At 72.0% G+C, this 13,057-nt stretch carries 11 protein-coding genes; 8 read left to right on the top strand and 3 right to left on the bottom strand.

From position 1 onward, the window contains the following. Positions 1-13 precede the first annotated feature (13 nt). The 5 genes from AC3IX6_RS24560 (at position 14) to AC3IX6_RS24540 (ending at position 6,491) form a co-directional block, all read left to right on the top strand. Complete coding sequence (locus AC3IX6_RS24560; protein WP_489364643.1) at positions 14-2,155, top strand: acetyl/propionyl/methylcrotonyl-CoA carboxylase subunit alpha; 2,142 nt, start codon at positions 14-16, stop codon at positions 2,153-2,155. After that, a complete protein-coding gene (locus AC3IX6_RS24555; protein ID WP_489364641.1) occupies positions 2,152-3,084 on the top strand; it encodes a hydroxymethylglutaryl-CoA lyase in 933 nt (310 codons plus the stop codon). The genes AC3IX6_RS24560 and AC3IX6_RS24555 overlap by 4 nt, the downstream gene beginning before the upstream one ends. Positions 3,085-3,092: 8 nt before the next feature. Next, complete coding sequence (locus AC3IX6_RS24550; protein ID WP_403714998.1) at positions 3,093-4,253, top strand: acyl-CoA dehydrogenase family protein; 1,161 nt, start codon at positions 3,093-3,095, stop codon at positions 4,251-4,253. A 134-nt stretch (positions 4,254-4,387) separates the two neighbouring features. Further along, positions 4,388-5,419, top strand: a complete 1,032-nt coding sequence (locus AC3IX6_RS24545; protein WP_489364639.1) for an ABC transporter substrate-binding protein — start codon at positions 4,388-4,390, stop codon at positions 5,417-5,419. 136 nt (positions 5,420-5,555) lie between these two features. After that, positions 5,556-6,491 (top strand): siderophore-interacting protein, encoded by a 936-nt coding sequence (locus tag AC3IX6_RS24540; RefSeq protein WP_489364637.1) that lies wholly within the window; start codon positions 5,556-5,558, stop codon positions 6,489-6,491. A 96-nt stretch (positions 6,492-6,587) separates the two neighbouring features. Here AC3IX6_RS24540 and AC3IX6_RS24535 read toward each other — a convergent pair whose 3' ends face one another. Then, positions 6,588-8,183: a beta-N-acetylhexosaminidase gene (locus AC3IX6_RS24535; protein ID WP_489364635.1), complete on the bottom strand. Its 1,596-nt coding sequence runs from the start codon at positions 8,181-8,183 to the stop codon at positions 6,588-6,590. 52 nt (positions 8,184-8,235) lie between these two features. Between AC3IX6_RS24535 and AC3IX6_RS24530 the strand changes: the two genes are divergently transcribed. The 3 genes from AC3IX6_RS24530 (at position 8,236) to glmS (ending at position 11,422) form a co-directional block, all read left to right on the top strand. Next, positions 8,236-9,159: a DUF4429 domain-containing protein gene (locus AC3IX6_RS24530; RefSeq protein ID WP_489364633.1), complete on the top strand. Its 924-nt coding sequence runs from the start codon at positions 8,236-8,238 to the stop codon at positions 9,157-9,159. A 107-nt stretch (positions 9,160-9,266) separates the two neighbouring features. Further along, the gene (locus AC3IX6_RS24525; RefSeq protein ID WP_250741293.1) at positions 9,267-9,542 is read left to right on the top strand and encodes a hypothetical protein; all 276 of its coding nucleotides are present in this window, start codon (positions 9,267-9,269) and stop codon (positions 9,540-9,542) included. A gap of 62 nt (positions 9,543-9,604) precedes the next feature. Next, entirely contained in the window at positions 9,605-11,422 is a 1,818-nt protein-coding gene (gene glmS, locus AC3IX6_RS24520; protein ID WP_489364631.1) for a glutamine--fructose-6-phosphate transaminase (isomerizing), read from the top strand. An 83-nt stretch (positions 11,423-11,505) separates the two neighbouring features. Here glmS and AC3IX6_RS24515 read toward each other — a convergent pair whose 3' ends face one another. Next, positions 11,506-12,072: an acetate uptake transporter gene (locus tag AC3IX6_RS24515; protein ID WP_489364629.1), complete on the bottom strand. Its 567-nt coding sequence runs from the start codon at positions 12,070-12,072 to the stop codon at positions 11,506-11,508. A 99-nt stretch (positions 12,073-12,171) separates the two neighbouring features. Next, on the bottom strand, positions 12,172-12,702 hold the full coding sequence (locus AC3IX6_RS24510) for a universal stress protein (RefSeq protein ID WP_214951587.1): 531 nt from the start codon (positions 12,700-12,702) through the stop codon (positions 12,172-12,174). Between the last annotated feature and the right edge of the window lie 355 nt (positions 12,703-13,057).

Below are 13,057 nucleotides of genomic sequence, written 5' to 3'. Positions count from 1 at the left end.
GAGGACCTCACTGATGTTCAGCACTGTTCTGGTCGCCAACCGGGGCGAGATCGCGGTCCGCGTCATCCGCACCCTGCGGGAGCTCGGCATCCGTTCCGTGGCCGTCTTCAGCGACGCCGACGCGGACGCCCGGCACGTACGGGAGGCCGACACGGCCGTCCGGATCGGCCCGGCGGCGGCCGCCGAGAGCTACCTGTCGGTGGAGCGGCTGCTCGACGCGGCGCGCCGCACGGGCGCCGAGGCCGTCCACCCCGGCTACGGCTTCCTCGCGGAGAACGCCGCCTTCGCGGCCGCCTGCGCGGACGCGGGCCTGGCCTTCATCGGGCCGCCGGCCTCGGCGATCTCCCTGATGGGCGACAAGATCCGCGCCAAGGAGACCGTCAAGGCGGCGGGCGTGCCCGTGGTCCCCGGCTCCTCGGGCAGCGGGCTGTCCGACGCCGAACTGGTCTCGGCCGCCGAGAAGATCGGCATGCCGGTGCTGCTGAAGCCCTCGGCCGGCGGCGGCGGCAAGGGCATGCGGCTGGTACGGGACTCCGCGCTGCTCGGCGAGGAGATCGCGGCGGCCCGCCGCGAGGCGAAGTCCTCCTTCGGCGACGACACCCTGCTCGTGGAGCGCTGGGTGGACCGGCCCCGGCACATCGAGATCCAGGTCCTGGCGGACGCGCACGGGAACGTGGTCCACCTCGGGGAGCGCGAGTGCTCGCTCCAGCGGCGCCACCAGAAGGTGATCGAGGAAGCGCCGTCGGTGCTGCTGACGCCGGAGCTGCGGGCCTCGATGGGCGCGGCCGCGGTGGAGGCGGCGCGGTCCTGCGGGTACGTCGGCGCGGGCACGGTGGAGTTCATCGTCCCGGGCGGCGACCCCTCCTCGTACTTCTTCATGGAGATGAACACCCGGCTCCAGGTGGAGCACCCGGTGACCGAGCTCGTCACCGGACTGGACCTGGTGGAGCAGCAGCTCCGGGTCGCGGCGGGCGCGGAGCTGGGCTTCGGGCAGTCGGAGGTCCGGCTGACCGGGCACGCGATCGAAGCCCGCGTCTGCGCGGAGGATCCGGCGCGGGGCTTCCTGCCCTCCGGCGGCATGGTGCTGGCCCTGTCGGAGCCGGACGGCGGCTCCGTCCGTACGGACTCCGGGCTGGCGGCGGGGGTCGACACCGGCTCCACCTACGACCCGATGCTGTCGAAGGTCATCGCCTACGGTCCCGACCGGGCGGCGGCGCTCCGCGTCCTGCGGGGCGCCCTCGCGGACACCGTGATCCTGGGCGTCCAGACCAACACGGGCTTCCTGCGGAGGCTGCTCGCGCACCCGGACGTGGTGTCGGGCGACCTGGACACGGGCCTGGTCGAGCGGGACCTGTCCCAGCTCCTCCCGGAGGGGGTCCCGGCCGAGGTGTACGCGGCCGCCGCGCTGCTGGCCGGGGCTTCCGCCCCCCACCGCGCCCCTTCCCGAAACCCTGCCGGGGGCTGGATCGACCCCTTCGACGCCGCCACCGGCTGGCGCCTCGGCGGCACCCCCGCCTGGACGGTCCACCACTTCCGCCTCCCCGGCCAGGACCCGGTCACGGTCCGCACCCGCCCCGCCGGAACGGGCCCCGACACGGAGCTCCTCCTGGAACCGGCCGAATCCGCGACGCGGACGGAGTCGCGCCCCCTGCCCGCACCCGACGGCGGCGCCGGGCAAAATCCAGCCCCGCCGGCGTTTGAGGCGCGGGGTCCGGGGCGGAGCCCCAGCAGCCCGGCCCGGGGCCGGATCGTGCACCGCACCCCCGACCACCTCACGGTCGAACTGGACGGGGTAACCCACCGGTTCAGCCACGCCGCCTCCCCCGAAGGGACCTGGCTCGGCCGCGACGGCGACTCCTGGCACGTCCAGGCGCACGACCCGGTCGAGGCCAACCTCCGCGGCGCGGGACGCGCAGGCGCCGACACCCTCGCCGCCCCCATGCCCGGCACCGTCACGGTGGTCAAGGTGACCGTGGGCGAGAAGGTGACCGCCGGCCAGAGCCTGCTCGTCGTCGAGGCCATGAAGATGGAGCACGTCATCTCCGCCCCGCACGCCGGCACCGTCACCGAACTCGACGTCACCCCGGGCACCACGGTCGCCATGGACCAGGTGCTCGCCGTGGTCACCCCGGACGAGGAGGAGAAGGACGCATGAACGGGCTTCCGATGAGCTTCCCGTACGAGGGCCTCCCGGCCCGGGTCCGGATCCACGAGGTGGGCGCCCGCGACGGGCTGCAGAACGAGAAGACGGCCGTCCCGACCCACGTGAAGGCCGAGTTCGTGCACCGGCTGGCCGCCGCGGGGCTCACCACCATCGAGGCGACCAGCTTCGTGCACCCCCGGTGGATCCCCCAGCTGGCCGACGCCGACGAGCTGTTCCCGCTGCTCGCCGACGTGCCGGCCGCGCTGCCGGTCCTCGTCCCCAACGAGCGCGGCCTCGACCGCGCGCTCGCCCTCGGGGCCACCCGGATCGCCGTGATCGGTTCGGCCACCGAGACCTTCGCCTCCCGCAACCTCAACCGCACCGTCGCCGGGTCCCTCGAGATGTTCGAGCCCGTCGTGGCCCGCGCCAAGGAGCACGAGGCGCACGTCCGCGGCTACCTCTCCATGTGCTTCGGCGACCCCTGGGAGGGCCCGGTCCCGGTCCACCAGGTGGTCGGCGTCGCCAAGGCCCTGCTGGACCTCGGCTGTGACGAGCTGAGCCTCGGCGACACCATCGGCGTCGCCACCCCGGGGCACGTGCGGGCCCTCCTCTCCGCGCTCAACGAGGAGGGCGTGGGCACCGACCGGATCGGCGTCCACTTCCACGACACCTACGGCCAGGCCCTGTCCAACACCCTCGCCGCGCTCCAGCACGGCGTGACCACCGTCGACGCCTCCGCGGGCGGCCTCGGCGGATGCCCGTACGCCAAGAGCGCCACCGGCAATCTCGCGACCGAGGACCTCGTCTGGATGCTCGACGGCCTCGGCATCGAGACCGGGGTCGATCTGGCCGCCCTCACCGCCACGAGCGTGTGGATGGCCGAGCAGTTGGGGCGCCCCAGCCCCTCCCGTACCGTCCGCGCCCTCTCCCACAAGGAGTAACGAAGACCATGGCCCTCGACCACCGGCTCACCCCCGAGCACGAGGAACTCCGCCGCACCGTCGAGGCGTTCGCGCACGATGTGGTGGCGCCCAAGATCGGCGATCTGTACGAGCGGCACGAGTTCCCGTACGAGATCGTCCGCGAGATGGGCCGCATGGGCCTGTTCGGCCTGCCCTTCCCGGAGGAGTACGGCGGCATGGGCGGCGACTACCTCGCCCTCGGCATCGCACTGGAGGAGCTGGCCCGCGTCGACTCCTCGGTCGCCATCACCCTGGAGGCCGGCGTCTCGCTCGGCGCGATGCCCCTGTACCTCTTCGGCACCGAGGAGCAGAAGCGGGAGTGGCTGCCGCGGATGTGCTCCGGCGAGATCCTCGGCGCCTTCGGCCTGACCGAGCCCGGTGCGGGCAGCGACGCGGGCGGCACGCGCACGACCGCCGTCCGGGACGGCGACGAGTGGGTGATCAACGGCTCCAAGTGCTTCATCACCAACTCCGGCACGGACATCACCGGTCTGGTCACCGTCACCGCCGTGACGGGCCGCAAGGCGGACGGCCGCCCGGAGATCTCCTCGATCATCGTCCCGTCGGGCACCCCCGGCTTCACGGTGGCCGCCCCCTACTCCAAGGTCGGCTGGAACTCCTCGGACACCCGCGAGCTGTCCTTCGACGGCGTACGGGTCCCCCTGGCCAACCTGGTCGGCGCGGAGGGCCGCGGCTACGCCCAGTTCCTGCGGATCCTCGACGAGGGCCGCGTGGCCATCTCCGCGCTCGCGACGGGCCTGGCGCAGGGCTGCGTGGACGAGTCGGTGAAGTACGCCAAGGAGCGGCACGCCTTCGGCAAGGCGATCGGCGACAACCAGGCCATCCAGTTCAAGCTGGCCGACATGGAGATGCGCGCCCACATGGCCCGGATCGGCTGGCGCGACGCGGCCTCCCGCCTCGTGGCCGGGGAGCCCTTCAAGAAGGAGGCGGCCATCGCGAAGCTGTACTCCTCGACGGTGGCGGTCGACAACGCGCGCGACGCCACGCAGATCCACGGCGGCTACGGGTTCATGAACGAGTACCCGGTGGCCCGCATGTGGCGCGACTCGAAGATCCTGGAGATCGGCGAGGGCACGAGTGAGGTGCAGCGCATGCTGATCGCCCGTGAGCTGGGACTTTCCGCCTAGCGGCAGTCGGTGGCGCGATGAGGGGCCCTCCAAGCGGAGGGCCCCTCATCGCCTTTATCGCCCCCAGCCAAGGTTAGGCTAACCTTCCTATCGAACGCCCGAGCCACCCAGTACGCACGAAAGTGGACACCGCCATGCCCAAGTCCCGCTCCTCCCTCCTCACCCGCCGCGGCCTCATCGCGGCAGGCGGCGCCCTCGGCCTCGTGGCCGCGCTCACGGCCTGCGGTGGCAGCGACTCCGCGAAGGACGGTTCGGGCGACAAGGGCACGGGCGCCGCGGCCTGGAGCTTCAAGGACGACATGGGCAAGGACGTCACCGCCAAGTCCACGCCGAAGAACATCGTCGCCTTCACCGGCACCGCGGCCGCGCTCCACGACTACGGGGTCGGCGTCAAGGGCGTGTTCGGCCCGACGAAGACCGCCGACGGCAAGGCCGACGTACAGGCCGGCTCGATGGACATCTCCAAGGTCGAGATCATCGGCAACGTCTACGACGAGTTCAACGTCGAGAAGTACGCGGCCCTGCAGCCCGACCTCCTGGTGACCAACACCTGGGAGAAGGACAGCTACTGGTACCTGCCGGAAGCCTCCAAGGACAAGATCCTGAAGCTGGCCCCGGCCGCCGCCATCGGCGTGGGCGGCGACGTCACCATGGACAAGGCGCTGGCCCGCACCGCGGACCTCGCGAAGTCCCTGGGCGCCGACCTGAACGACAAGAAGACGGTCCACTCCAAGGCCCGCTTCGAGGCCGCCTCCGCGAAGCTCCGCGAGGCCACCAAGGCGAACCCCGGCATCAGGGTGCTCGTCGGTTCCGGCGCCGCCGACCTGTTCTACGTCTCCACCCCGGCCACCTCCGCCGACCTGAAGTACTTCCAGTCCCTCGGCGTCGAGTTCGTCACCCCCGACAAGGTCGACGGCGGCTTCTTCGAGAGCCTCAGCTGGGAGAACGCCGGCAAGTACCCGGCCGACGTGATCCTCCTCGACAACCGCACCGGCACCCTCCAGCCGGAGGAGCTGAAGGCCAAGCCGACCTGGGCCGAGATGCCGGCCGTCAAGGCCGGTCAGATCACCCCCCGCGTGACCGAGCCGATCTACTCCTACGAGAAGTGCGCGCAGATCGTCGAGGAGCTCACCAAGGCCATCCAGAACGCCAAGAAGGTCAGCTGACCCCTGACCGTCCGGCCCCGGCGCCCCACCCGGGCGCCGGGGCCTTCTGTCGCATCCGGCGCACCACCGGGCCGCAGCGCCCCGCTGCCGTGCCGGCCGCCCGGCCCGCCACCGACCCGACTCCCAGGGGGACCGCATGACCGCCACCGCCCCGGACGCCGCACCCGAAGCCGCCGAAATCGCCGAAATCGCCGATGACACCCCCCACTTCCGGTTCTTCGAGCTCGAAGTGCTCCGTACGCGCCGCCTCGGCCGCTCCTTCCTGCGGGTCACCTTCGGCGGCGCGTCCCTGAGCGACTTCCGCTCGGGCGGCTACGACCAGAGCCTGTCCCTCTTCCTGCCGCCCGCCGGCCGGGAGCACACGGTGCTGCCCTCCACGGGCGAGGACACCTGGTTCGCGGACTGGCGCGGGATGCCGGACGAGGAGCGCCCGGTGATGCGCTCGTACACGGTCCGCGACCAGCGCCGGACCCCCGACGGCGTGGACGAGGTGGACATCGACTTCGTCCTGCACGGCGCCTCCTCCCCCGCCTCCTCCTGGGCGGGCCGCGCGGTGACCGGCCGCCGGATCATGGCCATCGGCCCGGCCGTCGCGGAGAACAAGTCCGTACGCTTCCAGCCGCCGGCCGCCGCCGACGCGTTCCTCCTCTACGCGGACGAGACCGCCCTGCCCGCGGCCGCCGCGATCCTGGACCGGCTCCCCGCGGGCACCCCGGTCAGGGCCTGGTTCGAGATCCCGCACGAGGACGACCGCCTGTACCTCCAGACTCCCGCCGGCGCGGACATCACCTGGGTCGTACGGGACCCCGGCGCCGGCCACGAACGCACCGACCGCGTCCTGGACGCCCTCCGCACCGCCGAACGGCCCGCCACCGCGGCCCCGTACGCCTGGATCGCGGGCGAGTCCGCGACGATCCGCGCGGTCCGCAGGCACTTCGTCCAGGACTGCGGCGTCGACCGCCGTGCGGTCCGCTTCACCGGCTACTGGCGCCTCGGCGCGAGCGAGGAGCAGCTCCTCGCGGAGGCCTACGCGGGCCGCGCCCCCGACGAGGACCCGACCGCGGAACTCTAGGCCGCCGCCCCGGTCCCGCTCGGTTTCCTCACGAGCCCGCCCTCCCCTTGCACACGGCGACCTCCCGCGCCTGTGGCGCCCCCTCCGGGCGGGCCGTCACCGGCCCCACGGCACGTCCGGTGCCCGGAAGTAGGTGATGTCCTGGGCGTCCAGGCGCGGGCCCTGGGCGGCCAGGCGCAGGCTGTACGCGGTCCAGTCGCGGGTGGCGGCCGGGGACCAGCCCAGTTCCGCGAGGGCCAGGACGCGCGGGAAGGCCATCAGTTCCCAGTCGCCCCGCGTCGCGATGGTCTCCGTCCACAGCGGGGCCTCCACCCCGAGGACCGCGGATTCCGGGAGGCCCGTCAGGTAGGTGCCCGGGTCCCAGTCGTAGGCGCGGCGCACCGGTACGTACCCGGCCCAGGCCAGGCCCGGCTTCGTCTCCTTGTCGTACTTCATGTCCAGGTAGAGCCGGTCCGCCGGGGAGAGGATCACCGGGCTGCCGGCCTTGGCCGCCGCGGCCACCGCGGCCTTCTCGGCCGCCGTCGTGCGGTCGTGTCCCCAGTACTGGAGGACCGCGCCGGGGGCCGGGCGGGCCGTCGCGAGCTGGTGCCAGGCCACCACCGTCTTGCCGTGCTTCGCCACGACCGCCTGGGCCCGGTCCATGAAGGCCGCGTAGTCCGCCGCGGGCGTGGAGTGCGCCTCGTCGCCGCCGATGTGCAGGTACTTGCCGGGGGTCAGCTCCGCGAGCTCCCCCAGCACCTGGTCGATGAACTCGTAGGTCCGCTCCTTGCCCACGCACAGCGAGCTGAAGCCGACCTTGATCCCGGTGTAGCGCTCGCGCGCCTTGCCGTCGCAGTTCAGCTCGGCGTAGGCGGCCTGCGCGGCGTTCACGTGGCCGGGCATGTCGACCTCGGGGACCACGTCCACGTACCGCTCCGAGGCGTACGCCACCAGGTCCCGGTACTCGTCCTTCGTCCAGTGCCCGCCGGGTCCGCCGCCGACCTCGCCCGCACCCCCGTACTCCGCCAGCCTCGGCCAGGAGTCGATGGCGAGGCGCCAGCCCTGGTCGTCGGTCAGGTGCACGTGCAGGGTGTTGACCTTGTACTGCGCGAGCTGGTCGACGTACCGCTTGACCTGCTCCACCGTGAAGAAGTGGCGGGCCACGTCCACCATCGCCCCCCGGTACGCGAAGCGCGGCGCGTCCGTGACCGTGCCGCCCGGCACCGTGCCCGGGCCGGACACCGGCAGGAGCTGGCGCAGCGTCTGCCCGGCGTGGAAGAGGCCCGCGGGCGTACGGGCGGTGAGGGTGACCCCGCCGGGCCCGGACTCCAGCCGGTAGCCCTCCTCCCCCGCGCCTTCGGCCTCCCCGTCGAGCCGCAGCCGGATCCCGTCGCCCTCCGCGCCGTCGACCACGGGCAGCGGCAGCCCGCTGGGGCCGCGCAGCTGTTCGGCGAGGAGTTCGCCGACCTTGCGGACCTCCTCGTCGCCGGTCAGGCCGGTACGGATGACCGTGCCCGGGCCGAAGGCGTACCCGGGGCCTTCGGCCCGGGCGGAGACGGGCGCCGGCAGGAGCCGTTGGTAGGGCGCGAGCGCGACGGGCGGATCATCGCCGGGGCGGGCGTCGTCCCCCCTGGCGGCGCTGCTGCAGGAGGCGGCCGCGGGGACGGCGGCGAGGACGAGGAGGGCGGCGAGCACGCGTCGCGGGACTCTCATGGCCATAGGTATAGGCCAACCGGGCCCGTGGGGCCGATGCAAGAATCCAAGGATGGCGGAAATCATCCAGAAGGACGGCACATGGACCTTCGACGGGGACGCGGTGCGCATCGTGCCGGGCCGCGACAAGGGGGTGGGCCTGCTGCGCCAGACGCTGGGCGAGGTGCTCGTCCCGCTGCGCGCGCTGGCCGGGATCTCCTACGAACCGGGGCGCAAGGCGGGCCGGCTGCGCCTGCGGCTGCGTGACGGCGCCGACCCGCTGCTCCAGGTGACGGGCGGCAGGCTGCCGGAGGCCTCCGATCCGTACCGGCTGACGGTGGAGCCGGACCGCGGCGGGGTGGCGGAGTACTTCGTCGACGAGGTGCGCAACGCCCTGCTGCTGGACCAGGTGGACCCCGGGCCCGTCGACTCCTACCTCCTGCCGGGTCCCGCCGTGCCGATCACGGTCGGCGCGGGAGACGGGACGGCGGCCTTCGACGGGGACCGGGTGTCCCTGGAGTGGAACTGGACGACGGAGGAGGCGAAGCGGTCCGGCGGGGCCCGGGAGTTCAGGGTCGCGGACCTGCGGTCGGTGGAGTGGGCCCCGTCCCGGGGGCTGGAGAACGGGTGGATCCGCTTCGCCCTGGCCGGCGCCCCCGCCCACAGCGCGCCGCCGAAGTACGACCCGCACTCGGTGGAGCTGTTCGGCTTCAAGAAGGACCCCCTGATGGCGCTGGTCGCGGCGGCGGTCGCGGTGCGCATGCCGCACCCGGCGGCGCCCGCCTCCCCGCCGGAGCCCGCGTCCGGGTCCGGCGCCCGGCCGGAGATCGAACCGGAGCCCGCCCCGGCCCCGGCCCTCGCCGCGGCCGCCGCCCCGGCGGAGGACCACGACGCCCTGCTGCGCCGGCTGCGCGAGCTGGGGGAGCTGCATCAGGCCGGGATCCTCACGGCCGAGGAGTTCACGACGGCGAAAGCGGCGGTTTTGGGTCGTTTCTGACCATCAAAGACCGGAATTCACCCCTCCCCTGGTCCAGACCAGCGCGATCCTGCCCGATTTCGGGCAGGATTTTTGCGTTCTGCCGCTCGTACCGCCAATATCGACGGATGCCCGACCGCCGCCCGTCGCACGAGGACCTCGTCGACCACTTGGTGCGCAGCACCTCGCTCCAGCGGGGCGAAGCCGCCCGAGTGGTGCTCGACGTACTCGCGTACTTCGACGAGAGCACCGAGGAGTTCGTCCGCCGGCGCCACCGTGAGCTCCAGTCCGGGGGCGCGGTCAACGCGGACATCTTCGAGCGGATCGCGGCAGAACTGCCGCACCGCGCCGTGGCACCGCCGGAGCTCTCGCTCCGGCAACTGCGCCGCATCGTCTACGGCTGAGACACCAGCCGGGGATCCGGACAGCGGCAAGAGCAACCGAACTTCAGGAGGGGAAAGACCTTATGTGCGGAATCGTGGGTTACATCGGCAAGCGTGACGTGGCACCGCTGCTGCTGGAGGGCCTGCAGAGGCTGGAGTACCGCGGGTACGACTCCGCGGGCATCGTCGTCAACAGCCCGAAGGCCGCGGCCCTGAAGGTCGTCAAGGCCAAGGGCCGCGTACGCGAGCTGGAGTCCCGGGTACCCAAGCGCTTCGCCGGCACCACCGGCATCGCCCACACCCGCTGGGCCACCCACGGCGCCCCGAGCGACCTGAACTCCCACCCGCACCTGGACGCCGACAACAAGGTCGCCGTCGTCCACAACGGCATCGTCGACAACGCCTCCGAGCTGCGCGCCAAGCTGGAGGCCGACGGGGTCGTCTTCCTCTCGGAGACCGACACCGAGGTACTCGTCCACCTCATCGCCCGCGCCCAGGCCGACACCCTGGAGGAGAAGGTCCGCGAGGCGCTCAAGGTCGTCGAGGGCACCTACGGCATCGCCGTCATGCACGCCGACTTCCCCGACCGCATCGTCGTGGCCCGCAACGGCTCCCCGGTCGTCCTCGGCATCGGCGAGAAGGAGATGTTCGTCGCCTCGGACATCGCCGCGCTCGTCGCCCACACCCGCCAGATCGTCACCCTCGACGACGGCGAGATGGCGACCCTGAAGGCCGACGACTTCCGGACCTACACCACCTCCGGCACGACGACCACCGCCACGCCCGAGACCGTGGAGTGGGAGGCCGCCTCCTACGACATGGGCGGCCACGACACGTACATGCACAAGGAGATCTCCGAGCAGGCCGACGCGGTCGACCGCGTCCTGCGCGGCCGGATCGACGACCGCTTCAGCACCGTCCACCTGGGCGGCCTGAACCTGGACCCGCGCGAGGCGCGCGGCATCCGCCGCGTCAAGATCCTGGGCTGCGGCACCTCGTACCACGCCGGCATGATCGGTGCGGGCCTCATCGAGAGCCTGGCCCGCATCCCCGCCGACGCCGAGCCGGCCTCGGAGTTCCGCTACCGCAACCCGGTCGTGGACCCCGACACCCTCTACATCGCGGTCTCCCAGTCCGGTGAGACGTACGACGTGCTCGCGGCCGTGCAGGAGCTCAAGCGCAAGGGCGCCCGCGTCCTCGGCGTGGTCAACGTGGTCGGCTCCGCGATCGCCCGCGCCGCCGACGGCGGCGTGTACGTGCACGCCGGCCCCGAGGTGTGCGTCGTCTCCACCAAGTGCTTCACCAACACGGTCGTGGCCTTCGCGCTGCTCGCCGTGCACCTGGGCCGCATCCGCGACCTGTCCGTCACCGACGGCAAGCGGATCATCGACGGCCTGCGCAAGCTGCCCTCGCAGATCCAGGAGATCCTGGACGGCGAGGAGGACATCAAGAAGCTGGCCGCCGAGTACGCCGAGGCCAAGTCGATGATGTTCATCGGCCGCGTCCGGGGCTACCCGGTGGCCCTGGAGGCCTCCCTGAAGCTCAAGGAGATCTCCTACATCCACGCCGAGGCCTACCCGGCCTCCGAGCTCAAGCACGGTCCGCTCGCCCTGATCGAGCCCTCGCTGCCGACGGTCGCGATCGTCCCGGACGACGACCTGCTGGAGAAGAACCGCGCGGCGCTCGAGGAGATCAAGGCCCGCAGCGGCCGGATCCTCGCGGTCGCGCACACCAAGCAGGAGAAGGCCGACCACACGATCCTCGTGCCCAAGAACGAGGACGAGCTGGACCCGATCCTGATGGGCATCCCGCTGCAGCTGCTGGCGTACCACACCGCCCTGGCCATGGGCCGGGACATCGACAAGCCGCGCAACCTGGCGAAGTCCGTCACCGTCGAGTAGGTCGCACAGCCCGCGTAGACCGCGCAGTCGCACGCACGAGGAAGGCCCCCGGGGATCCCCCGGGGGCCTTTTCGTGTGGTCCGTCAGCTCGCGGCGACCGCGCCGCGCGAACCCTTCCCGAGGGCCATCGGCCAGCTCGCCAGCGCCGCGGTGGCCCCGTACCAGGCCAGCAGTCCGCAGAGCGCCGCCACCCAGCCGGCCGCCTTGGCCAACCCGTCGCTCTCGGCGAAGGTGCCTATCGCCAGGAGCAGCAGGGAGAGGGTGAACAGGCCGTACACGCCCTGACCGAACAGCCCGCCCGAGGCCGCGGCGGTGAGGGTCAGCGCCAGCATGGCGAACAGCACGAGGAACATTCCGGCCGCGTCTGCCGAAACCTTTCCGTCGGCCCCGTTGGCCCAGATGAACCAGAAGGTGCCGATGCCCGCGAAGGCCGTGCCGTTGAAGCCGTTGCCGCCGCGGTACTCGAGGACCCCCAGGACGAACAGGGCGAGTCCGCCGAGGTACATGGCGAGCGACACGGAGTTGGCCGCGGTCACACCGTCGATGATTCCGGTGGTCCCGAGACCGAACGCGAGAAGGGTGAGACCCAGGGCGATGTGCCCGAGGGTCGAAGTCGAGGCCGTGCTTCCCGCAGAGACACCATTGTCCACGGCGGGCTCCCTTCGATCTGCAGTTGTTTGCTGCGTCCCAGCAGCCTTTATCTACCCCTTACATGGGGGTGCACAACCGCACAATCGACATACAGTCGGTTACGGGATGACAACGACGGGTCGCTGCGCCCGCTTCGCCAGCCGGCCCGCCACCGATCCGAAGATCCGGCCGACGATCCCGTGCGTGGAGCCGACCACGATGGCGTCCGCCGAGTACTCCCGGCCGACCTCCTCCAGCTCGTGGCAGATGTCCCCGCCCCGCTCGACGAGGATCCAGGGAACCTCGGACAGGTAGTCCGCGCAGGCCAGCTCCAGCCCCAGCACCTCGGTGCGGTGGTCCGGCACGTCCACGAAGACCGGCGGCTCGCAGCCGGCCCACACGGTGGTGGGCAGCCGGTTCGCGACGTGGACGATGATCAGACCGGAGCCTGAGCGACGGGCCATGCCGATCGCGTACGCAAGGGCGCGCTCGCTGGACGTGGATCCGTCGAAGCCCACCACGACCCCGTGCCGGAAGGCCGGGTCGCAGGGATGACGTGGCTGTTCCACCGCGCGCAGGTCGGCCGATTCTGGGTCGGCGAGGCGTTTGCGCTTGCGGTCCGCGGGTTCGGAGAATTCGTGACCGGCCATGGGTGTCTCGGCGAAGAGGTCCTCAGGGGAAGGGACAAGGGGACGGGGCGCCAGTAGGCGGAAGCGACGATTCAAGCGGGACGATTCCAGAAAACGACAACTCAGTGTGACCGAGCTCTGTCCGGGAAGCATCTTCCCAAGCCCATACCCACCAGGGTACGGCGACACTCCTGTGCTGCACAGGTCATGCCGCCCTTGGAGAGCGTCCCAGGGAGCATGCCGCAGCCACGCCTCCTTGGCAATGTCCGCTGCCCCCTACAGCCAGTGACGAGGTGCACCCCATCGGGTGGGTGCCACCCGTGCGCGCAGTGACCGAGCCGCGCCGCACGCCGTTGGACACGAGTCCGACCGTCCA

This window comes from Streptomyces sp. GL_141 (assembly GCF_057834385.1).
Note: the sequence above shows the minus strand (reverse complement) of the source record. Positions and strands in the feature narration are given on the sequence as shown.